The following is a 22,252-nucleotide window of genomic DNA, read 5'->3' as shown; positions in this document are numbered from 1 at the left end:
TTATATCTTATCCTTTTCAAAAAATGGTATAAGATTTGACCTTGCGCTTCCCACATGTTCTGTCATTGCCTTTTCGGCAGCATCGGCATCATGCGCCGCCAGTGCTTCATATATCTTGCGGTGTTCCTCTAATGAGTGGACAGCCCTGCCTTTAGCCTTTACAGAAACTGCGCGAGCTCGCTGAATAAACTGGTGAAAGTTAGTAAGCACCGATTCTAAAGGTCTGCTGTTGCTCGCTTGAAATATAATATCATGAAAGCGCGAATCAAGCTCTGAGAGCTTTTCGGTGTTGCCTTTTTCTGTGTAAAACTCCATAAGGTCTAAGATGTCTTTTAATTCCTTTAACTGCTCATCTGAAATCTTTTCTGCAGCCCATCTTGCTGCAAGCCCTTCTATCATTTTTCTGATGGTGTAGATATCTTCTACATCTTGTGGAGACACACCTTCAACGATAACACCTTTATTTGGAATGCTGGTTACCAGTCCTTCCAATTCTAATTGCCGTAATGCTTCTCTTATAGGAGTTCGGCTAACACCAAGTTCCTTGGCAAGCTTCATTTCTATCAAGCTTTCGCCTGGTTTATACACACCGTCTAAAATAGCATTTTTAAGGGTGTGATATATTTTGGTTCTCAGGGAATAGCCGGAATCCTGAGTCTCGGACGTCATTATAATACCTCCCTAAATTTGCAACAAATGCTGTACTAATTCTACTATATATTTGAGATTTTTTAAAGTAAATCCTTTTCTGTGCCAAAGTTTTAGCAAAATTGTCGGGATTTTATTAAAGCCGGCGATTATTTTATAATAACATGCAACAAAAAATTTCTTCTTTTTACAAAATTTGCTTGCTTTGAGGTGGCCAGTATTTTATAATTAATACAAAATAAGGAAGTCTTAAATTTCTATAGGGTTGGCATATAGCCCAGACTATCCGAAAAGAATGCAAAGGTGAAATCATTTGCGATGGCTGACAATTCTTCTCTATTTTATGTCTTCGGTATTCTACATTTTATTGATGGTATTTGTTTTGCGCCAAAATCCGAATAAACGGCTGAATCGAATTTGTGCTCTCGCAATGTTACCTTTTGTTATATGGAGCACAGGTTCTATACTTTTCGTGGGGGCACTGTCCAAGCAGGAAGCTTTGCTTTGGCTTAATATTCCGGCTTTGGGATGGTGCACTTTCCCCAGCTTTATTTTGCTTTTTTATATGGAATTTACCGGGCACAGTAAAATATCAAGGCGCCCTTTATTTACGATATTATGCTTTTTACCTGCCGTGCTTTGCGTTTACTGGCAGTGGAGCGGAAATAAGATTTTTTCAGATGTCATTCGGGATTCTTATGGCTGGACACAGGTTATTGCAAACACCCCTCAGTTGATTTTCTTTACTGCTTATTACGTAAGCTTTATCTCTATTAGCATATATTTAGCCTATGACTACTGGAAAAAGGCAAATATTAAGCGGCAAAAAGAGGCTGCAAAACTGTTTTTTATCACGCCTTTTCCTACGATTGTGCTGGGAACTCTGACCGATGTCATATTTCCGACTCTTGGAATTACCTTTGTTCCTCCTTTAGCAATCGTATTTATATTGATATGGGCAGGAGGATTTGCTTATGCTATATTAAAATATAATTTTATAGCTCTTACTCCTAAAGGAACTGCCGATGAAATACTTGCGACAATGAATGATGTTATATTTCTTTTAGACTCCAACAACAATATAACATTTGTCAATGATGCAGTCTTTCGTCTTTTAAATTATACGCCTCGCGAATTACAGGGTAAGCCTTTTGGATTTATTGCCGCATCTTATGAAGATAAAAAAGAAATCAGCGAAGAACTTGCAGAATCTGGCACCATAAGCAACCGAGAAATTTACTTAAAGGGAAAAGACGGAGAACTAATTCCGGTTTTAATTTCTGCATCTGTTGTAAAAGACCAGTTCGATGAACCCTCCGGTTTAATTATAAGTGCAAAGGATATCCGGCAGTTAAAATTGACTGAGAGAAATTTAAGAGAATCTGAGGAAAAGTATAGGAACCTGGTAGAACACGCTCTAATCGGTATTGGCATCCATCAGAATTTAATATTGGTTTATGCTAATCAGAAGTTTGCCTCAATGCTGGGCTATTCGCTGGAAGAAATATTGGACAAGCCCATTGAAGATATCATACACCCTGAAGAAAGAGCACTGATTTTAGAACGGGCAGAAAGAAGGCAAAAGGGAAGCAATGAACCGGAGACATATGAAATGCGGTTTTTAAAAAGCGACGGCAGCTATTTTTATGCGCTTATAAGCAATGTTTTGATAGAATACGAAGGGAAAGTTGCCACATTATTTAATATCGCAGATATAACAGATACCAAGTCCCGAATTGAACTTGAGCAAGCAAATAAAGAGTTAGAATCTTTCAGTTATACTGTTTCCCACGACTTGAAGGCCCCTTTAAGAAGCATCATAGGATTTTCTCGAATTTTATTGGAAGACTATAATGATAGTCTTGATGAGAGGGGACAGGATTATCTTAAAAGGATTTTTACCTCTGCCCGCCACATGCAAGAACTTATAGACGGTTTGTTAAAGCTCTCAAAGATTGGGCGAGCAGAACTTTATATAGGTCAAGTCAATTTAAGCAAGATGTGTATGGATATACTACAGGACTTAAAAACTCTTGAGCCTGCAAGAAAAGTTGAAACAGTTATTGCAGAAAATGTTACAGTCTTCGGGGACAGGAACCTTTTACGGGCAGCTATGGAAAATCTACTTCAAAATGCATGGAAATTTACATCTAAAAATCTCAGGGCAAAGATAGAGTTCGGAGTCGAAAATTCCGAAAAGGGCTGTGTGTATTTCGTTCGAGACAATGGTATCGGTTTTGATATGGCTTATGCGGAAAAATTGTTTAAACCTTTTCAGCGGCTGCACAGTGAAAGTGAATTTTCCGGTACCGGTATAGGCCTTGCCACTGTTCAAAGGATTATTCAAAGACACGGCGGCAAAATCTGGGTAGAAAGTGAAGAAAATGTAGGTACAACATTTTATTTTACTTTGCCATCATAAATCTTTTAACTAGCAAATATCTTCGGAAGGTGATGAAGTTAAGTGGAAAAACTGCTTCATGTCCTTATTGTGGATGACTCGGAAAATGATGCACTGCTTTTAGTTTATGAATTAAAGCGGGGCGGCTTTGCTCCCATAGTTGAGAGAGTAGAAACCGCCGAAGCTATGGAGGCCGCTTTATCTAGCAAAAAATGGGATGTGGTGCTTTGCGACTATCATATGCCGCGGTTTAGCGCATTTGAAGCCCTTGAAATTTTGAAGAAACAAGGTATTGATATCCCTTTTATTATTGTCTCCGGCGCTGTAGGCGAAGAAACAGCTGTAGCTGCAATGAAAGCCGGCGCTCATGATTATATAATGAAGGATAACTTAACAAGACTTGTTGCAGCTATAGAAAGGGAATTGGAAGAAGCAAAAATTCGCAGCAAACAGCGAGAGACCGAGCTTCAGCTTGAACAATCCTTTTTTGACCTTGCCGAGACCGTGGCAAGAGCCATGGACTCTAGGGATCCTTATACTGCAGGTCATGCGCGAAAGGTAGCGGAGTATGCTCAGAAAATAGGTGAAAAAATGGGCTTTAATAAGGATAGAATAAGCGGTCTTTATGCCTGTGGACTTTTGCACGATATTGGCAAGATATCCATACCGGAAAGCTTGCTGTGTAAACCGGGAGCCCTTATTGAAGAAGAATGGGCTTTAATTAAAACACATGCACTCCACGGATATCAAATATTAAAGGACTGTAACCTACCGTGGCCTGTAGCAGATGTAGCCTTACATCACCATGAAAATTTAGATGGCTCGGGGTATCCGGACGGCCTTAAAGATTCTGAAATAAGTATCGAAAATCGCATTATCAGAGTCTGCGACGTAGTTGAAGCCATGGGGTCTCATCGACCTTACAGGCCTGCAAGGAGCAGGCAGGAAGTTATTGACGAGCTCAAGAATGGCAAGGGAGTAAAATATGACCCTGAAGTAGTAGATATAATGCTAGAAATGTTAGAGGAAATTACGCCTGTTGTTGTTGAAAAATAGATTATAAAATTTTTTACCCCATTATGCTTAAAGTAATTTAAGGCTTTGAAAAACTAAACCACCCGTGATGATATACTTGAATAAAACGGGTGGTTTAAATTATTTATTGGTTTGGCAATCGAGCTTTAATAATTTATCACAAATCAATCAATAAGGTACTTTTCCCATATATCTTCTAATTGAGAGCGGATGATTTCTTATTTCTGCAAGTTTTTCTGAATATTTATCAAGGGCTGCCGATAGTGCAAAAGGTGTTAAATATCCCCTCATTTCTTCATCAACCCCGGGCAGGGGGTAGTCTTTTGTATCTAATATTACCAATCTCTTAGTGTATTTTTGTGAAAAATCAATTACTCTTTCCACAAGAGGCCTGCCAAAATCCTCTCCTTTTAATATTATTAAGTTCGCATTTTCATCGACAATTTCAAAGGGCCCATGGAAATATTCACCGGCATGGACAGGCTGAGCATACAGCCACTGCATTTCCTCTAATATACAAATTGCATAGGCATAGGCTTCTCCCCAGCTCAAACCGGCTCCTATCGTCAAAAACTTCGTTTCATCTTTATATTCATTTGCAAAATTTTCAGCTTTCTCTTCCGCAAGTTTTTTAACCTCTGCCAGGTTATCAGGAAGGGTATCTAATGCCTGCATTACAGCGTCATATTTTTCGAAGCCATCTAATTCGCGCATTATGCTAAATATAATCTCATAAAGCATTATCAAATTCGCGTTGGTGGCACCTGTTTTTGCATTATTTAAAAATACATAATCTACATTTTTACTAAGTGGAGAATCGGCTTTTCCGGTAAAACCGATTGTTGCAGCTCCTTTCTCTTTAGCAATCTGGACTGCTTCATTTGTTTCCGGTGTTGTTCCCGAATATGAAGCAGTAATAAGTAAGGAATTTTTACCAAGAAGCTTGGGGCACAGTTTATTAAATTCTCCTGCATTATATGCAAAGGCAGGTATGGACGAATTTTGGCGCATTATATACTCACAAGAAAACATAATAGCCAAAGAACCGCCGCATCCTGCAAATATCACATTTTTTATATCTCTTTTTAGTAACTCCTTAACGGTTTTTTCAATTTCATCCCTTTGGCTCAGAGCATGTTTTAATGATTCTTGATAATCCAATAAATTGTTTTCCACGATAACCTTTCCCCCTTAAAATTTAGTTTGTAAAATTTATCCTTTTACGCTTCCTGATGTCAAGCCCCTGATTAGTTGCTTTTGGAATATCAAAAACATGATAATCATCGGAAGCGCAGAAAGCGTAAGCCCCGCAAGCAGCACAGACCATTTAGTCGTAAGTGCCCCTCTTAAGTTCATAAGACCTACAGGAACTGTTCTAAGACTGTTATCTTCGATAAATACCAAAGCAAACATAAATTCATTCCAGGTAAACATGGCAGTAAGCAAAGCCGATGTAGCAATTATAGGCCGACTCATGGGCAGTACTATTTTCGAAAATACTTGCCAGCTATTACATCCGTCTATAAATGCAGATTCTTCCACTTCTCGAGGTAGCGTAATAAAGTACGAACGCATTAGAAAAACAGTAAACGGAATTCTATAGGCAGTGTAGGATATAATCAGCGCCCAGTATGTGTTATAAATTCTCAGACTGCTCAGTAACTTGTAAAGAGAAATAAGTCCTACCTGTGGAGAAAGCATAAGGCCGCCTATAATTATAGCTAGCACCAATTCCTTATAGCTAAACTCGAATCTGCTAAGTGCAAAAGCAGCTATCGCACTTATAGCAATAGTCAGCACTACTGAGGCTATTGTTACTATTACACTATTTAGAAAATATTGTTTTACTCCGTATTCCCATGCCAGCTCGTAATTGTCCCACAGCCATTTGCTCGGAAGTGCCCAGGTGTTGAGCATTATTTCTCTGTTTGATTTAAAACCGCTCATAGCCATCCAGCACAGCGGATATATTATGCTTATAGCGTACATTATCAGCAGTGCCATAATAATAAAATGGACAACTTTAGTTGACAGCGAAGTTTTCCCCAAAACCATGCACCTCCTAAGCTTTGTTATCGGATCCGAAGAATTTGTTTTGCAGAAACGATAGAATAAATGTTATTACAAATATAATAAACGCAATTGCAGCCGCGTATCCCATTTCATCATTTCTAAACGCCGAACGATACATGTATGTGGCAAGAACCTCAGATGCTCTTCCGGGTCCCCCTGCCGTCATAACATATACTTCATCAAACACTTTGAAAGCGCCGATTATAGTTATGGTGGTGCACACAAGTATCATTTCTTTAACTTGAGGGACTGTAACATTGAAAAATACCTGGATTCTGTTAGCGCCATCTATCATGGCAGCTTCATAAAGATCCGGGGGTATTTCTTGTATGGCAACCAGAAATAGCAGCATAATATAACCTGTATATTGCCACTGTGACACTGCTATTATCGCATATATCGCCGTTTTACCGCTGCCTAACCAATCATAGGCAAATCTTTCCAGGCCAATTGCCTTAAGCCCTGCATTTACAATTCCTATATTGGGATTGTAAATCAACTGCCACAAAAGCCCTACCACAGTAAGTGATATAACCGAAGGCATGAAATAAACAGTTCTGAAAAACGGCTGAAATTTCCTAACAAATTTTTCTTCCAGGATAGCAGCTAAAACTAATCCTAGGCCTACCTGAAAAATTATGGAGATTATTGCATATAATGTGTTGTTTCTTAAAGCCAAATAAAAAATAGGATCTTTGAAAAGTCTTTTATAATTCTCTATTCCAATATAAACTTTATCAGAAAAAGCGCTCCATCTGAAAAAGCTGTAAAATATATTGAGCACTACCGGAAAATAAATAAACACAACAACAAAAGCGACAGCCGGCAGCAGATATAAAAAAGCTAAACGTTTATTTTTGTATATATTCACGGCTAGCACCCCCTAATGTTTGCCCTGCTTTAAAGCAGGGCAAACATTAAATTGCTTATTGTTACTCGACTTCACTCTGAACTTGTTTAGCTACTTGTCTTACTTCTTCCATTATTTTCTCCGGTGTCTTGCTGCCGTTCAGAAGTTCTTGCAAACCGGCAAGATACACTTCCGCTACTTTTACATGAACGTCTGTATCTAGCCACAGAGCCATACCTTCTGCCTGTTCAATTGCTTTCATTCCTTCTACTAATAGCGGGAAGGCATTCGTTTCGTTAACAGCTCCAATTATAGGACTTGGCCAGCCTAAATCTTTCACAAGTTTTTCACTGTTTTCTTTTGAGGTCAAGAATTTCAAAAACTCTATGGCTTCCTCCGGATGTTTCGTCTTTGCTGATATCATAAATCCGTCAGGCGCACCTGTTAAGAAGTTTTGATTTCCTTTGCCTTCAGGTATCTTTGGCAGCGCAAAGAAATCCCATTTACCCGAAAAGTTATCTTCTACCTGCTGGAACTCTTCTAATTCCACATAGAACATAGCCGCTTGTCCTGCATAAAACATTTCATGAGCCATATCATGAGATGTAGAATTTACGCCTTCATTAAAGTAGCCATTGTCATTTAGGGATTTTAAATACTCTAGAGCTTGGACATACCCAGGGTCTGTGAATTCTCCGGTTTTCGGATTGTAATCCTTCATGCGTACATCTTGAGGCACAAGCTTCTGATTTAAACCAGTGAGATAATGGCATGCTGCCCATGGATATTGATTTCCCAGCGCTATAGGGGTAATATTGTCTGCTTTTAATGTTTCACATATCTTAATAAAATCCGCCCAGGTTTCAGGCTCTTGGAGATTGTGCTTTGCAAATATCTCTTTGTTATATACAAAGAATTTTCCATTAATTCTAAAGGGAATTCCATAAACCTTTCCATCCATTGTAAAGGGCTCAAGGCCTGCCTGCATAATGCTGTTTTTCCAGTCTGTATCTGCATTTAAGGCCTCAGTTATGTCTAATGCGTTGTTAGAACGAACAAATTTTTTGGCAAACTCACCACTCCAGGAAAAGAATATGTCCGGCTGGGAATCTGTTCCCATAAGAACCCGCAGCTTATCTTTAATCGGTTCATCCGCTACAGCTTCCATATCTATTTTTATATTGGGATGCGTGGCCTCAAAATCTTTTACCACATCTTCAAAATAGGGCATATTCTCTGGCTGAGGCCATTTGTGCAAGAATTTTAATACTACCTGCTCGCCTTGCGTCTCTTCAGTAGTGCCTCCTGTTTCCTGAGAGCCTCCTCCGCAGCCGGCAACCAAAGATAGTGCAAGAGTAAAGATAATCACCAGTGATAAGGTTTTTCTATAGCTCTTCAAAATTGTTCTCCCTCCTTATAAAAATTAAAATTCGATTCCATAGCCGAAAGCACCGTAATAGGTGCAAGTTTTGGCTGCATCTTCGGCAGCCTTTTGCATAGCAAAAGTTACCTCCTTCCCATCAAGAATACTTACTATCAGGCTTGCAATAAAAGCATCTCCTGCCCCTAAGGTATCCACAACCTTTGTAGGAACACTGTCTTGTAAATAATATTTGCCATTATAATAAAGGATTGCTCCTTTGGAGCCTCTTGTAATAAGAACTAAAGAGGGACCTTGCTCGCTTACTTTTTTTTGGAAATCCTTGATTTCTTCCAAAGATTTGCCTGAACCGGAAAAAAAGGCAAAATCAACATATGGAAGTGTTTTATTTAGGTAGGATTGTTCATAACTATCTGAAAAATCAAATGAAACAATTTTACCAGTTTCTTTTAGGTTTTTTAGTTCATCTTCTATGTAACTATAAACGCTGGTATGAATCAGATCAAATTTTTTCATATATTCAAAATCATCTTCAGTAAATGAAAGCTGAGTAGATACCCCCGGATCCCCTCCCACGAATACCCTGTCGCCATCTACTAAGGTTACTTCTGAATACGCATTAGGACCTTCTGTTATCCTTACACGAGATACGTCTATGCCTTCTTTTTGCAATGTTTCGTATATATGTCTGCCGGCTCTGTCTTCTCCCAGCACACCCATATAGGCGGCATCGGCTCCATATCTGCGGGAAAGAACAGCTACGTTTAGGGCATTGCCTCCCGGAAACATAAGCCCTAAATCTAAATATTTGTCTACTACGTTATCTCCGACTCCGATAATTTTTGCCATATTTCATGCCACTCCCAACTTAAAAATATTATGACAAATCGCTCCAAAGCTCAGTATAAAATTCGCACAGATCGCCTCTTGTAAGAGAATATGTCATTTCAACAGGCATATCATGTTTGGTATAGGTTATTGATTCTAAAATCAGTATAGGGGTATCCGGATTTATCTCCAGGACTTTTGCCTCGTATTCGTTGGCTTTTGCAAGTTTTATCCATTGTTTTGCGAATTTTAGTTTAAATCCATACTCTTCTTCTATGATTCTATATAAGGAATCTTTTTCCAGATCATAGTCCAAAAGGCCCGGAAAAAGCTTTACCGGCAGATAAGAATACTCAAGAGCAAAATTTTGCTGATTTCCTCGGCGCAGCCTTGTTATTTTATATACTTCTTCTCCAATTGAAATATTAAATTTTTCTGAAATTATTTTATCTGCTTCAAAGATTTCTGCTCCAAGTGTATAATTGCTTGGCTCTATGCCTCTTTCTTTAAGCATTTTGGAAAAGCCTGTCAAATGCAGTAAATCTCTTTTTATCTTCGGCTTTGCAACATATGTGCCTTTCCCCTGTTTTCTGTAAGCCCTGCCTTCGTTTACCAGCGAAGTTAGAGCATTTCTGGCAGTCATTCGGCTTATCTTGTATTGCTCGCTAAGCTCTCTTTCCGAAGGCAGTTTAGAGCCGGGAAGGTATTCGCCATTTTCAATTTTTTCTTCCAGCAATCTTTTGATTTGATCGTAAATTGGAGGTAGCTGTTCTTTAGATCTCAATTTAATCACTTTCTTTTTTAGTGGTTCGTGGTATATACCACCTATTGTATATTAAATATTCGACAAATATTTTAATATTCCTTCTTTGTGAATTTTTTATTTTAATATTTTATTTAAAAATCGGATAGCTTAAAATCCACGGGTGCGCACAATATTAAACCCCTCCAAATTATTTATTAATGAAGGGGTTTAATATTTTCGTTTATGTCTTTTCTAATGCCTTTATTCCGCTAGATGCAGCGATAAGCACAGGATCATAAACCGGCGATACCGGTGGTGCATAAGCAAGATCCAGTTCATTTAATTCGTAGACCGTCATACCTGCAGTAATGGCAGTGGCAAAAATGTCAATACGCTTTCCAACTCCCTCGCTCCCCGCCATCTGGGCTCCAATGACTTTAGCCGTATTTTTGTCAATGATGATCTTTACATGTATGGATTTGGAGCCGGGATAGTAGCCTGCTTTATCTACATGTTTTATCTTCGCAGAAATTGGAAGCATTCCTGCATCTTTTGCTGATATTTCATTAAGGCCTGTAGTTGCTGTATATGTATTGAAAATCTTAGTTACTTGAGTTCCGATAATGCCCGGAAAGATAACGCTGCCCCCTGCTGCATTTTCCCCTGCAATCTTGCCCTGCTTGTTAGCTGTAGTTCCTAGAGGAACATATACGGGCTTTTTTGTAATACGATTGTAAGTTTCCGTGCAATCTCCGGCAGCCCATATATCAGGACAGCTTGTGCGCATATATTTGTCTACTGCTATACCGCCTAAAGTCCCCGTCTGTATCTTTGCATTTTGTGCAAGAAGTGTATTCGGCTTAACTCCTACTGCGGCAATTACCATATCTGCATCAAAAATATTATTGCCCTCAGTAATTATCTTCAAGCCGCCTTTTTCGGCAGGTTTAAACTCAACAACTTTTGTGTTCTTATATAATTTTACTGAATTTTTTTCCAGCTCTGCTTCAATAAGAGCGCTAAGTTCTTCATCGATTTGGGGAAGAATTCTTGGAAGCATTTCAAAAATATTTACATCTATGCCCCAATTTCTAAGAGCTTCTGCTAATTCAAGCCCTATGAAGCCTGCCCCTAAAATTGCAGCGTGTTTCACATTTTTCGATGATAAAAATTCTTTAATTTTAATTCCATCTTCAATATTTCTTAATGTGAATATGCCATTATTATCAATACCCGGTATTTTAGGGACAACTGAAACTGCGCCGGTGGCTATTACCAACTGACCGTAGGGCTGATTAAACGTCTCACCGCTTTTAAGGTTTTTAACCTTCACGTACTTTTCTTGGGTATTTATGCCTACAACTTCATGCAATATATAAACATCGATATTTCTTTGTTTTTTCATGTATTCAGGGGTATAAGTTATAAGTTTGTTAACATCTTTTATGACATTTCCGATATAATAAGGCAGACCGCAAGATCCGTAAGTTATATAACCTGTGCGCTCAAAGACAATTATGGGAAGCGATGGGTCGCCCCGACGGGCTTGCGCTGCAGCGCTCATTCCCGCCGCAGTTCCTCCGATTACCACCAAATTTTTATCCATGAAAAAACTTCCCTCCTCTATAATCTTTAGCTTTATTTTTGTCCATATTTTTCGATAACGCCCATCTCATCCATCAGCTTTCTTAAGTCTTCCAGCTTTTCTCCTCTAAGATCTTGGTAAGGTCTGCGCAGCATGCCTCCCGGAAGTCCGAGAATGTTTAAGGCTGCTTTTATTACAATCGGATTTGAAAACCAGTAGAGTGCTTCAAGAAGCGGGTAATACTTAAAATAAAGTTTGCGGCTTTCCTCAACTTTTTCTATGCTGTCCCAAGGTCTTGCAATTGCAGCCATCTCCTCAGGTATTATATTCCCTCCGATATTTGCTGCTCCATGGCCGCCAATGGCAAGAGTAGGCAGTAAAATGGAATATTTCGGATAGTCGCAGCAGAGTATGTGGACTTTTTCTCCCACTCTCCTTTTTACTTCTACTAAATGCTGAACACTTCCCATGGCCTCTTTGTCTGCTACAAAATTAGGACATTCCTCAGCCAAACGTCCTATAGTATCAGGTTCAATAAAAACCCCTACCCGGCTGGGATTATTGTAGACAGCGACCGGAATAGATACGGATTTTGCACAAGCTACTAAATGGTCTGCCAGTGCCGACTGAGGCGGCAGCAAATAAGGGGGCGCAGTATAAACTAACCCATCGGCACCCTCTCCTTCCGCATACTGACTAAATTTGATGGTTTCCTCAGTAGTAGGAAATGCGGCTCCGAAGAATACCGGTATCTTTCCTTTGGCATATTTTGATATGCGCCTTACGATTTCTTTTCGCTCTTCCGCTGACAATAAAGTAACTTCTCCCGCAGAACCCATTACAAGCAAAGTTGATGTACCATGTGCTGCTTGATGGTCGATAAGAATCTCAAAACCTTTCCAGTCAATAGTTCCTGATTCGTTAAAGGGTGTGGGTATAGCCACCCAAGAGCCAATAGGTTTATACATAATTTGCCTCCTTAAGATATTTGAATAATTTGATATTACACAAACCAATATCCTTAATTACTATCTTAAAACTCTTAAGAACCTTAGATTTCTGTCTCTATCCTTTTTTAATTATATATTTTTTACAGATATTAATAAAGATTAATTATAATACTTAAAAAGCCAAGGTCCCATCTCATAGTTAATGGGCCTTGGCTTAACTTGGTTAATTCAGCTAACTTTCGTAAGCTTTTTCTCCTCTTTTTAAACCTTCTTTCGTTTTATCTGTACCAGGTTTTTCGTATTCCATTTCTTCCTTCATGAATCTTTGCGCAATTCCTGTTACCATAAGAGCTATTGCACCATCTCCTGTGACATTGCACGCAGTGCCGAAGCTGTCCTGAAGTGCGAAAATAGAAAGCACCATAGCAACTCCTGCCTGATCAAATCCTAACACGCTGGTAATAAGACCTAAAGATGCCATAACTGTTCCGCCCGGCACTCCCGGCGCAGCAACACCAAAAAGTCCTAAAAGAAAGATGAATGTTATCATCTGTGTAAGCGGCGGCATCGTGCCATAGAGTATTTTAGAAACGGCCATTACAAAAAATGTTTCTGTAAGCACGGAACCGCAAAGGTGAACAGTATTGCAAAGCGGTATTACAAAATCTTGAATATGCCGAGGTATCTCATTATTTTTATGGATACACTCCAATGCTATCGGCAGTGTTGCGGCGCTTGACATGGTGCCTACTGCCGTCATATAAGCTGGGCCATAATGTTTTAAAACATTTAAAGGATTTATCCCTGAAATAACTCCTCCTAATGAATAGAGAACTGCAAGCCATATCCAATGTCCTAAAATAACCAGAACTATTATTTGTAAAAAGACCGGAAGTTGTTTAGTTATGCTTCCCTCATAGGCAAGACCTGCAAATGTCGATGCTATAAAGACTGGCAGTATGGGGATTATTATACTTTGAACGATGTATAAGACCATTTTTTGAAATTCTTGCAATAATTTCTTTGCAGTTTCAGCTTTAGTGTTTGCGGCTGCAAGACCTACCATCAATGCTAGCACTAGAGCGCTCATAACGCTGAATATCTGAGGTATACTAAGTTCAATTAAGGGATTAGGTACTTCTCTCAAATTACCTAAATTCGCCGCTATTGAAAGATGTGGTATTATCGCATATCCCGAGATCATAGCAAATGCTGCAGCTCCTACCGATGATAGATACGCCAATAAAATAGTAATGGTCATTAGCCGGCTTGCATTAGATTTTAGTTCAGCTATTGCAGGCGCTATAAATCCAAGAATGATAAGTGGAATTGTAAAAAATATTATTTGCCCTAAAAAGTATTTAATAGTCGATATAGCCACCATTACGCTTTTTGGAACTACAAGACCAATTATAATACCGATTACAATACTTACCAACAGTTTGACTATTAAACTGCTGCCGCCTTTATTTTTTGCCAATTAAAAACACCTCCTGATTTATAATCATTTTATCATGGGAACTAACGGACGAGACTTTATCCATTAGTAAAACTGAACTCATCTACATTTTCCCAGCATCACCTCCAAAATTGTCTCATCGGTATTTATCATACCATCAGTTGATACCTTGCCAAGATTTTGTATGGTTTTTTCCGCTGTTTCGTCTACTATTCCATCATCAGGGGATATTACAACGCCGTTTAACGCCATCAAAGCCGATTCTAGCGCAGCATCTACAGAAATAGCAAGTTTAAAAGCACAGCCGGGTTTACCTCCATCGCAGATAATCCCCGCCATAGTGCCTATCATATTTTTGATGGAACCTTCGATTTGTTCAAGATTTCCCCCCAGCATATAGGTAACGCCTGCACCGGCACCCACGCCTGCAGCTACTCCGCACCCGCAAACAGGGGAAAGTGTGCCTGTGTAACTTTTCACATATATGGTAACCAGTAGGCTTAGAGTAACCGCTCTTACTATTTTATCATAACTTATACCTTTCTTTTCTCCTACAGCCACTACCGGCAGTATAGCAGTAAGCCCGTGATTTCCGCTGCCCGCGCAGCTCATAACCGGAAGAGGATATCCCGACATGCGCGCATAGCTTGCTACAGCTGTCAAATACTTTGCATATTCTCTATAGTTCATTTCATCAATCAAAGTCCCACCGCTTAAAGCCCTGCCATATTTACTATCCATGCCGGCTTCAGCCATTTTTTTATTCATTTTGATGCCTTCATCTACCAGCTCTAGGCTGCTTACTTCCACCTGTGTTGCAAACTCTACTAAATCCCTTATTTTCATTCCTTTAATACTTTCTTTTAAGGAAAATTTGTCTGTATTTTTTGCTTCTTGGTTAAATATTACTTCCCCGTTTTTCTCCACTAACACAATATTATCATGTTTATCTTTTATTATAACCTTGCTCTCTTCTTTACCGGAAATTGCTGTAACTTCTACATATAGTCCGGTTTTTTCTTTGGCAATATCTACGTGGATGATATTGCTGTCTACAATCTTACCGGCCTCAAGTATGTCTTCTTCGGTTATATCCTTTAATACCTCCAGCTTATACTTTGACTTGCCCGCTATAAGGGCCAGTGCCGCAGCCATATAAAGTCCCTTTTCTTTTGTTTTGGGTATGCCAACAGCAAGGGCGTTTTTAAAAATGTTTCTATCAACCTTAATTTCTAACCTTTCCGGCAAGCTGCCCAGAGTTTCCTTAGCTTTAGCTACGGCCAAGGCTACCGCTATAGGTTCTGTGCATCCCAATGCGGGAGTTACTTGATCTTTTAATATGTCAAATAAAAGTGAATTGGTCATTATTGCCATATTACCCCACCTTTTTTGAATGTATAATCAACTATTTTGCACGTTAAGCTTGCTTAATATGCTTTGCAAGCCCTTCTTTACAGATATGCTAATGCAAATTGTGTGCCATCCATCAGATTTAATTATCTTGTATGTCCGGAAAGTGCACGAAGTCAACGTTTGTAGGTAGTCTTGGCAATAATTAATTTCAGATAATATTAAAAAATAAATTTATTTTTATCAAAAATGAGAAAGGATAATTACCTAAAGTATCTACACCCTCTCTTAATATGTTATTTCTCAAATTTGATAGCTTATTTATCATTTATGAGAATTTAAGACAGGTTATTTGTATTTTTCAGTAATTTTGCCCATAAATAAAATGGTTTTTGCATAAGCTAAAAATTTATTGTATTTTCTAGTTTGCAGTATACAGAAAAGAAGAATTCCCGCAGGGAAATCGAAGCTGATTTCACCGCAGAAATTCTTCTTGAATGATGTCTAAACAAGCCGTTTATACAGACCTTGTTTATTAAATTGTTTATTAGTTTGTCAAATCCAGCTCTTTTAATTTGCGGTATAAGGTGGCAGTGCTTATATTAAGCTTTTCGGCTATTTTTTGCTTAGCTTCTGTGCTCTCACCGTATCGGTGCATTAAATCCTGTATTATCTGCCTTTCATATCTTGCCACCATTTCTTTGAGTCCTCCGGTTTCTGCTGTATAAGTGCCATTTTCTATGCTGATTTTCTTTAGGAGTGTTTCACCTTGAAGAAAATCACTCTTTTCAAAAATAACGCCGTATTCTATCAGGTTTTCAAGCTCCCGAACATTTCCCGGGTATGAGTATGAAACTAAGACTTTTTTTGCTTCTTTGGAAATGCCTTTAAGATTTTTATGGTAAATCTTGGAATATCTTTGAAAAAAAACTTCAGCCAATTCTAAAATATCTTCAGGTCTATCTCTGAGCGGTGGAATTTTTATGGGAACTACATTTAAGCGATAAAACAGATCTTCCCGAAACTCGCCGCGCTGCACCATAGCCTGCAGGTCTTTGTTGGTAGCGGCAATTATTCTTACATCTACTTTTATCGGCGTAATTCCCCCGACTCTGTATATTTCTTTTTCTTGAAGGACTCTGAGGATTTTAACCTGCATGTGAAGCGGTAAATCACCTATTTCATCTAAAAAAACAGTCCCACCGTTTGCGCTTTCAAATTTGCCTACCTTTCCTTTTGGATTTGCACCGGTAAAAGTGCCTTTTTCATAACCGAAGAGCTCGCTTTCTATAAGACTGTCTGGAATAGCACCACAGTTTATGGGCAAAAATATTTCATTCCTTCTTGAACTTTCATGATGAATTGCTCTTGCAAAAAGTTCTTTTCCTGTCCCGCTTTCTCCTAAAAGCAGCACTGTTACATCCTGGCTTGCTATCTGTCTTGCTTGTTCTTTTACTAGAGTAAAAGCCGGGCTACTGCCTAGTATTTTGCCAAAAGTAAAACTTTCGGGACTCTCGCTGATTTTAAAAATCGAACGGCGTAAATTATTAAAATCTTTTAAACTAGCAACTACACCTGCGGCTTTATGATTAAAGATTATGGGTTTTGCCGAAAGAAGAAAGCGTTGGTTTTTGCCGTTTATGTTTATTATTTCTTCTTGGTTTTTTATCTCGTTGTTTGTATTCAAAATCTTTGTTACGCCATTGCCGGGAAGAATTTCATCTATATCTTTCCCTACAACATCTTCGGCTTTTAGGCCTAGCATATCGCATGCCCAATTGTTTATGCACAAAATTTTTCTTTTGTCATCAATTGCAATAATCCCTTCATCTACTGAATCGATAATTGTTTTAAGCTCAATAGACTTGTACTGCAGCTCTTGATGCAAAATCTTTTCCTTAATGCTTGAGGCTATTAATTTGCTCATGCGGCTTACAAAGTTCATATAGCTAAACCGGTTTTTAATAAAGGCTTCCTTTTGTTCAGGACTAAAGGCTATCATTCCGATTACACCTGCAATACCTTCATCGCTTTCTATAGGATAACAAACCTCCGCCTCTTCCCGGCAGTTCTTTTTGTCGCTGCAGTTTATGCACTCAGTGCAAGTTCTCGGTTCCGTAATAACATATTCTTTGCCGGTTTTTATGCACTTTTCAAAAACAGAATTTTTTGCGGCATATTTACCTATCTTTTCGCGGTATTTTCCAGTTCCGGCTATTCTTTTCAACGAGCTATCAAGGATGGTTACATCAAGACCTGTAACAGACATTATAGCCTCAGCTATTTCTTGAAGTTCCTTTTCCAGGTTTTCTAACGGCAATTTTGTAACCCCTCTTCTATTCTTGAAATTAAATAACATTTATAATTTAAATTAAATTAACGTCGCACTCATCTTACATATTCTATTTTCGCCCTCAAAATTCCTTTTTTGTAATTGGATGCATTCGAGCTCCCCTGATCTTCACTGTTTTTCTCATATTTTCTTTGTATTACAATAAACAGATGCCGTTAATAATAGATTCGTCTAGAAAAGTAAGCAAAATTTCGCTATAATATAACATAGTAGAATATGGGGCAAAGGGGCGATTAAATGATTGATGCACTTGTGGATTTATTAAAATCCTCTAGAAATGCGATAGTTTTAACAGGTGCTGGCATCAGCACTGAAAGCGGCATCCCCGACTACCGAAGTAAAGGTACAGGCCTTTGGGAAAAAGTCGATCCTGCTAAAATGGCAAGTGTGACATTTATGCTTTCACATCCTGAAGAATTTTTCAGATTTAACATATCTCAATGGGCAAAATATACCGAGGCTAAGCCAAATGCGGCTCATCGCATAATAGCCGTCATGGAAAGGGAGGGCTATATTAAGGGGGTAATCACACAAAACATTGATAATCTTCATTACAAAGCAGGCTCTAAAAACCTTTTTGAGGTCCACGGCAATCTTAGGACGGCTCACTGTATTAATTGCACTAATAAATATGATTTCAATGATATTGTAGCACAGTTCTACGAAGGTATTAATCCGCCGCGATGCGAGATATGCGGCAGCCTTGTAAGACCTGACGTTGTTCTCTTTGGAGACCCGATGAATAAAGATTTTTATGAAGCCTTAAAAGCCGTCAAAAAATGTGACTTCTTGCTTGTTGTGGGCAGCAGCTTAGAGGTTTACCCCGTAGCGGAACTTCCACTTTACTGCCGACAATTTTCCATAATCAACCGAGATCCGACTCCCTTTGACGAAAGAGCAAAGATAGTGATACACGATAGTATAGGAAAGGTATTTTGTGATATTGCGGAAAAACTCAACTTGAAGTACGAATAATTTTTAGGAGGAAAAGCAGTGATACACATTGTAAGCGACAGTTCTTGTGATTTGCCGGATGAATATCTTGCGGCACATCACATCCCCATCGTCCCGCTGACTATAATATTTCCGGATGCGGAGTATAGGGAAAAGATTGACATCACTCCGGAAGAATTTTATAAAAAAATGACATCATCAAACACTTTGCCGAAAACAACTCAGCCATCGCCGGCAGCATTTTTGAAAGTTTTTGAAGAAACAGCTTCGCCGGGGGATGAAATCTTATGCATAACTATTTCGTCAAAGCTCAGCGGCACTTTTCAATCGGCAAATGTAGCAAAGACTATGACATCTATACCGGTTACGGTCTTTGATTCTCTTGCTGCATCATCAGGACATGCGCTTCAGGTCATGAAAGCAGTAGATATGAGAGATAAAGGATGCTCTATGGCAGAAATTGTAGATGCCCTTTCGGAGTTTCGTCAGCATATGACAATTTTTGTATACCTTCAGACACTGGAAAATATAGTCAAAGGCGGCCGCATAACACGGTTTCAAGGAACGGTTGCAAGTATAATGAATATTAAACTTATATGTGAGGGCATTGAAGGCGAAGTGGTCCCTCTTGAAAAAGTCAGAGGAAATAAAAGAGCAGTAGAGCGGCTTATTTCATTGATAGGCGAGAGGGGAAACGGGGATCTGTCAAATACTACTGTCTGTATTACACATGCTCAAAATCTTCAAGATGCAGAGCTTATAAAAACCGAAATTATAAATAGATATAACTGCCAAAATGTTTTAATTTATCCCGTCGGTCCTACTGTTGGGGCATATACGGGAATTGGAGGACTTGTAATAACTTTTTAGGATGGAGGTTGGATTTTTGCCGAAAGAAACTTTACTAAATATCTACAACGACATGTTCCAAGCTTTCGGCCCTCAGCACTGGTGGCCTGCCGATGATGATTTCGAAGTAATTGTCGGTGCCATTTTAACTCAAAGCGTTTCATGGAAAAATGTAGAAAAGGCCATTGATAATTTAAAAAAAGAAGGATTGATGTCTCTAGAGGCCATACTTTCAGCAGATAATGAAAAACTTGCCGGACTTATAAGATCTACTATGTACTATAATCAAAAAGCAAAAAAGCTAAAAAATTTTTGCCAATATATCGCCCGGAATTATGAAGGAGATATTCATAATTTTTTTAAAAACGATGTTTCCCAAATGCGAGACCAACTTTTAGGCATAAAAGGAATCGGGCCAGAAACCGCTGACTCAATAATTTTATATGCAGCCGAAAAACCAATTTTTGTCGTGGATGCTTATACGCGGAGAATTTTTTCGCGGTTGGGATTTTTCTGTCCTGATGTAAGTTATGATGAAATGCAGAGTTTTTTTATGGATAACCTGCCTCTTGATGCAGCTTTATTTAACGAGTATCATGCTTTAATAGTACGTCTCGGAAAGGAATGCTGCAAAAATAAAGGACCTCTTTGCAGCGAGTGTCCTGTAAAAATTCATTGTTCGAATATGTAAATGTACACAAACTAAAACAAGGCCATTTTATAACAAAGGCCTTGTTTTAGTTTATTGCTTTCTACGACTTTCATAAACACATGCAGGCATTCTTTTTATTCATCTGCCAATACCTTAATAACTTCTCCGTAATAAATAGTATGGTAATCATTGTCACTGTACCAGCGCTCTTTTATCTCATCAGAGAGAAGCTCCGGTTCCATAGTGTTCTTATAGACTATCTTGCAGATAATGTGCAGGTCTCCCTCGGCAATATACGGTGACTCTATGTTTTCAACATAAGAAGGCGTTAAGTTGAATTCCTTAAACTTGTCAATATCTCTTCCGCTTTTGCTGCCGCATCCTGCTATAGCCCCTTTTAATTTGCCTTTTGTTGAAAAACTTACTGTAAAAGAATCAGCATCTTTAATAATATCATGAGTAAATCTAGAAAATCTGACCATAACCGTAAGTATAGGCTTATTCCAGACACGTCCCAAAGTCGCCCAGCCTATTACCATGGTGTTCAAGCCGTTTTTAGACTTCACTGTAAGCAATGCGCCACCCGGCAATTCATTTATTATTTCTTCAGACACTTCAGAAATATGTAGTTCTTTCATTGTAAAACTCCTTTCAATTGATTGTATGCTTAGTTGCAAGCTAATTTTGCAAGTTTAGCACTTATTTTGTTCTACACAACTTATCCTCTCTTTATTATATCGCAATCAGATGTTGTTTGAAAATATTTTAGACTAATCCTCATTGCTTCCCCTGGGCTTTTTGCTAAATTTCTCAATACATGCTATCATGTATTACAGCTTTATAATAAACCGCTAAGGGGGTTCTGTAATGAAAACAGAAGAATGCTTGCAAAGAATAGGAGATGATCTGTGGTTCACCGAGATAGATCGGAACAACCTTAAAATTGATTATCGCATAAAAGAAGTAGTATATAGAGAAAATTCACCGCTTCAAGAAATAATAGTACTTGATTCTTACGATTTTGGGCGGATGCTGGTGTTAGACGATGCCGTCCAAACCACAAGCGGCGATGGATATATCTACAATGAGATGATTTCGCACGTGCCTTTAAACATCCACCCCAGTCCCAAAAATGTGCTGATAATAGGGGGCGGCGATTGCGGAGTTGCAAGAGAAGTTTCTAAGTATTCTAATGTAGAAAGAATTGATATGGTAGAAATAGATGAAATGGTAGTCCGGACATCCCTTAAATACTTGCCTGAGGTTTCCGGCGGCAAACCTGATCCCAGGGTAAACTTTATTTTCCAAGATGGAACCTGTTATGTTAAAGAAAACCGAGATTATCTGTATGACGTAATTATTATCGACTCCTCTGACCCTGTAGGACCGGCAGTTAAACTTTTTGAACTTGACTTTTACAAAGATGTTTATGACAATTTGTGTAAAGATGGTCTAATGGTGTGCCAAAGCGAATCACCTATCTTCTATACTGAAATCTTTACCAAGATATATAAAAATTTAAGCAGTCTTTTCCCCATTGTAAAACCTTATATGGCAACGGTTCCTACATATCCCGGCGGATTCTGGACTTTTACTATAGGTTCTAAAAAATATTCTGATGTAAATCCCGGCAAATTTGATAAGGAAACTAAATATGTGAATCGGGAAATCATAGAAAGTTGTTTTGCTCTTCCTAACTTTGTTAAAGAAGAGCTGGGGATAATAAACTAAGAAAACTAGGCCGGCAGGAGAAATTGCGGTTTTCACGAATGATATCCCGTTTTAAATAGGTTCATGGAAAATTAACATCTAATCTAAAGAAAAATTTTCGCGGTGATGCAGGCCGACCAAATTCGAGATAGGAAATGTAAATATTATACCTGTTCCCGGTTCTTTGAGTTTGCCTGCTTCAACTATTTCTTCAAATATCTGCCTGCATTTCTCTTTTTCAGTTAGTATTAAGATAATCTCTTTAGAAGATTCGATATGCACATTCAAAAACTTTTTTGCTTCGCTTTCTCCGGTACCGCGACCATATAATATAGTAGCTCCTTGAGCTCCCGCCTTTTTAGCCCGTTTTACTACATAGTCAGCTCTACCCCTTTCAACAATTGCCACAATAGCCATAACTTCGGTCAC

Annotated in this window: 20 protein-coding genes; 6 read left to right on the top strand and 14 right to left on the bottom strand. The window is 38.6% G+C overall.

Annotated elements, in window-relative coordinates:
* Positions 1-669 carry a GntR family transcriptional regulator gene (locus tag TSYNT_RS04915; protein WP_059032289.1) on the bottom strand — a complete coding sequence of 223 codons (669 nt, stop codon included), beginning with the start codon at positions 667-669 and terminating at the stop codon, positions 1-3.
* 322 nt (positions 670-991) lie between these two features.
* Here TSYNT_RS04915 and TSYNT_RS04910 point away from each other — a divergent pair, with 322 nt between their 5' ends.
* Positions 992-3,070, top strand: coding sequence for a PAS domain S-box protein (locus TSYNT_RS04910; protein ID WP_238142642.1), 2,079 nt, complete (start codon positions 992-994; stop codon positions 3,068-3,070).
* A gap of 42 nt (positions 3,071-3,112) precedes the next feature.
* On the top strand, positions 3,113-4,105 hold the full coding sequence (locus TSYNT_RS04905) for an HD domain-containing phosphohydrolase (RefSeq protein ID WP_059032285.1): 993 nt from the start codon (positions 3,113-3,115) through the stop codon (positions 4,103-4,105).
* A 147-nt stretch (positions 4,106-4,252) separates the two neighbouring features.
* Here TSYNT_RS04905 and TSYNT_RS04900 read toward each other — a convergent pair whose 3' ends face one another.
* From TSYNT_RS04900 to TSYNT_RS04850, 11 genes are all read right to left on the bottom strand, one after another.
* Complete coding sequence (locus TSYNT_RS04900; RefSeq protein WP_059032283.1) at positions 4,253-5,260, bottom strand: SIS domain-containing protein; 1,008 nt, start codon at positions 5,258-5,260, stop codon at positions 4,253-4,255.
* A 36-nt stretch (positions 5,261-5,296) separates the two neighbouring features.
* Positions 5,297-6,133 (bottom strand): carbohydrate ABC transporter permease, encoded by an 837-nt coding sequence (locus TSYNT_RS04895; RefSeq protein WP_202859723.1) that lies wholly within the window; start codon positions 6,131-6,133, stop codon positions 5,297-5,299.
* Between the two features lie 13 nt (positions 6,134-6,146).
* Positions 6,147-7,022 carry a carbohydrate ABC transporter permease gene (locus TSYNT_RS04890; RefSeq protein WP_059032349.1) on the bottom strand — a complete coding sequence of 292 codons (876 nt, stop codon included), beginning with the start codon at positions 7,020-7,022 and terminating at the stop codon, positions 6,147-6,149.
* 67 nt (positions 7,023-7,089) lie between these two features.
* Positions 7,090-8,406 (bottom strand): ABC transporter substrate-binding protein, encoded by a 1,317-nt coding sequence (locus tag TSYNT_RS04885; protein ID WP_059032281.1) that lies wholly within the window; start codon positions 8,404-8,406, stop codon positions 7,090-7,092.
* A 24-nt stretch (positions 8,407-8,430) separates the two neighbouring features.
* Positions 8,431-9,237: a PfkB family carbohydrate kinase gene (locus TSYNT_RS04880; RefSeq protein WP_059032280.1), complete on the bottom strand. Its 807-nt coding sequence runs from the start codon at positions 9,235-9,237 to the stop codon at positions 8,431-8,433.
* 28 nt (positions 9,238-9,265) lie between these two features.
* Positions 9,266-10,000, bottom strand: coding sequence for a GntR family transcriptional regulator (locus TSYNT_RS04875; RefSeq protein ID WP_162780988.1), 735 nt, complete (start codon positions 9,998-10,000; stop codon positions 9,266-9,268).
* A gap of 202 nt (positions 10,001-10,202) precedes the next feature.
* Positions 10,203-11,567, bottom strand: a complete 1,365-nt coding sequence (locus TSYNT_RS04870; RefSeq protein ID WP_059032277.1) for an FAD-dependent oxidoreductase — start codon at positions 11,565-11,567, stop codon at positions 10,203-10,205.
* Between the two features lie 32 nt (positions 11,568-11,599).
* Positions 11,600-12,514: a dihydrodipicolinate synthase family protein gene (locus TSYNT_RS04865; RefSeq protein WP_059032275.1), complete on the bottom strand. Its 915-nt coding sequence runs from the start codon at positions 12,512-12,514 to the stop codon at positions 11,600-11,602.
* Between the two features lie 214 nt (positions 12,515-12,728).
* Positions 12,729-13,976: a dicarboxylate/amino acid:cation symporter gene (locus tag TSYNT_RS04860; protein ID WP_238142634.1), complete on the bottom strand. Its 1,248-nt coding sequence runs from the start codon at positions 13,974-13,976 to the stop codon at positions 12,729-12,731.
* A 78-nt stretch (positions 13,977-14,054) separates the two neighbouring features.
* The gene (locus tag TSYNT_RS04855) at positions 14,055-15,329 is read right to left on the bottom strand and encodes an L-cysteine desulfidase family protein (RefSeq protein WP_059032273.1); all 1,275 of its coding nucleotides are present in this window, start codon (positions 15,327-15,329) and stop codon (positions 14,055-14,057) included.
* A gap of 523 nt (positions 15,330-15,852) precedes the next feature.
* Positions 15,853-17,625, bottom strand: coding sequence for a sigma-54 interaction domain-containing protein (locus TSYNT_RS04850; RefSeq protein ID WP_059032271.1), 1,773 nt, complete (start codon positions 17,623-17,625; stop codon positions 15,853-15,855).
* 270 nt (positions 17,626-17,895) lie between these two features.
* Between TSYNT_RS04850 and TSYNT_RS04845 the strand changes: the two genes are divergently transcribed.
* From TSYNT_RS04845 to TSYNT_RS04835, 3 genes are read left to right on the top strand one after another with little or no spacing between them, the layout of a single operon-like run.
* Complete coding sequence (locus tag TSYNT_RS04845) at positions 17,896-18,633, top strand: NAD-dependent protein deacylase (RefSeq protein ID WP_059032269.1); 738 nt, start codon at positions 17,896-17,898, stop codon at positions 18,631-18,633.
* A gap of 18 nt (positions 18,634-18,651) precedes the next feature.
* Positions 18,652-19,482 carry a DegV family protein gene (locus TSYNT_RS04840; RefSeq protein ID WP_059032267.1) on the top strand — a complete coding sequence of 277 codons (831 nt, stop codon included), beginning with the start codon at positions 18,652-18,654 and terminating at the stop codon, positions 19,480-19,482.
* A 16-nt stretch (positions 19,483-19,498) separates the two neighbouring features.
* Positions 19,499-20,152 carry an endonuclease III domain-containing protein gene (locus TSYNT_RS04835; RefSeq protein WP_059032265.1) on the top strand — a complete coding sequence of 218 codons (654 nt, stop codon included), beginning with the start codon at positions 19,499-19,501 and terminating at the stop codon, positions 20,150-20,152.
* A 95-nt stretch (positions 20,153-20,247) separates the two neighbouring features.
* On the opposite strand, the gene TSYNT_RS04830 is transcribed toward TSYNT_RS04835, so the two are convergent.
* Entirely contained in the window at positions 20,248-20,751 is a 504-nt protein-coding gene (locus TSYNT_RS04830) for a flavin reductase family protein (RefSeq protein ID WP_059032263.1), read from the bottom strand.
* Positions 20,752-20,980: 229 nt separating this feature from the next.
* Between TSYNT_RS04830 and speE the strand changes: the two genes are divergently transcribed.
* Positions 20,981-21,844, top strand: coding sequence for a polyamine aminopropyltransferase (gene speE, locus TSYNT_RS04825; protein ID WP_059032260.1), 864 nt, complete (start codon positions 20,981-20,983; stop codon positions 21,842-21,844).
* 78 nt (positions 21,845-21,922) lie between these two features.
* Here the strand turns inward: speE and TSYNT_RS04820 are convergent, their stop codons facing one another.
* Complete coding sequence (locus TSYNT_RS04820; RefSeq protein ID WP_059032257.1) at positions 21,923-22,252, bottom strand: P-II family nitrogen regulator; 330 nt, start codon at positions 22,250-22,252, stop codon at positions 21,923-21,925.

The organism is Tepidanaerobacter syntrophicus (genome assembly GCF_001485475.2).
GTDB classification, from domain to species: Bacteria; Bacillota; Thermosediminibacteria; order Thermosediminibacterales; family Tepidanaerobacteraceae; genus Tepidanaerobacter; species Tepidanaerobacter syntrophicus.
This window is presented reverse-complemented; position numbering and strand designations above follow the sequence as displayed.

Coding starts and splice junctions, on each gene's coding strand:
- TSYNT_RS04910 (WP_238142642.1), top strand. CDS start 992: ATGTCTTCGGTATTCTACATTTTATTGATGGTATTTGTTTTGCGCCAA.
- TSYNT_RS04855 (WP_059032273.1), bottom strand. CDS start 15,329: ATGGCAATAATGACCAATTCACTTTTATTTGACATATTAAAAGATCAA.
- TSYNT_RS04845 (WP_059032269.1), top strand. CDS start 17,896: ATGATTGATGCACTTGTGGATTTATTAAAATCCTCTAGAAATGCGATA.
- TSYNT_RS04830 (WP_059032263.1), bottom strand. CDS start 20,751: ATGAAAGAACTACATATTTCTGAAGTGTCTGAAGAAATAATAAATGAA.
- speE (WP_059032260.1), top strand. CDS start 20,981: ATGAAAACAGAAGAATGCTTGCAAAGAATAGGAGATGATCTGTGGTTC.
- TSYNT_RS04915 (WP_059032289.1), bottom strand. CDS start 669: ATGACGTCCGAGACTCAGGATTCCGGCTATTCCCTGAGAACCAAAATA.
- TSYNT_RS04865 (WP_059032275.1), bottom strand. CDS start 12,514: ATGTATAAACCTATTGGCTCTTGGGTGGCTATACCCACACCCTTTAAC.
- TSYNT_RS04880 (WP_059032280.1), bottom strand. CDS start 9,237: ATGGCAAAAATTATCGGAGTCGGAGATAACGTAGTAGACAAATATTTA.
- TSYNT_RS04870 (WP_059032277.1), bottom strand. CDS start 11,567: ATGGATAAAAATTTGGTGGTAATCGGAGGAACTGCGGCGGGAATGAGC.